General features: G+C 70.0%; 1 protein-coding gene. It reads right to left on the reverse strand.

Annotation, left to right across the window (positions count from 1 at the left end):
- A partial coding sequence (locus EHS43_RS45750; RefSeq protein ID WP_148104395.1) for a transposase family protein occupies positions 1-500 on the reverse strand: 500 nt, incomplete at both ends.

Below are 500 nucleotides of genomic sequence, written 5' to 3' on the forward strand. Positions count from 1 at the left end.
GTGGCGCCGGCGCCCTGGTAGGCGCGGTCCGCCAGCACGAGGATCTGCCGGGTCAGGCAGGCCTGGACGATGCCGTGAGCTCGGGCCGCGGTCAGGTCATGTGTGCGGCCGGGTGTCGCGCGGGAGAACCACAGCGGGGTGCCGTCAGGGCGGGCGATGACCTGCACGTTCATGCCGTGCTTCTTGTGCTTCTGCGAGTAGTACGGCTGATCGGCGCGGACGCGGTCGGTGGGGATCAGCGTGCCGTCAACGATGACGTGGTCGCCCTCACCGAGGCCGGTGAGGGCTTCATGGAGGCCTGGGGCCCAGGAAGCCAGCACCTCCAGGGCCTCGTCCACGTAGCGCCAGGCGGTGGCCTGGGATATCGCGAACCCGGCGCCGAGCTGGGCGAATGTCCCGTTCTTGCGCAGGTGGACCAGCGTGAGCAGTGCCTGGTCGAAGCAGCGGAGCTTCCGCCAGCGGGTGTTACGTGCGCGGCGGTGCTCGTACAGCAGCCAGGC

Source organism: Streptomyces sp. RP5T (assembly GCF_003933965.1).
In the GTDB taxonomy this organism is placed as follows: domain Bacteria; phylum Actinomycetota; class Actinomycetes; order Streptomycetales; family Streptomycetaceae; genus Streptomyces.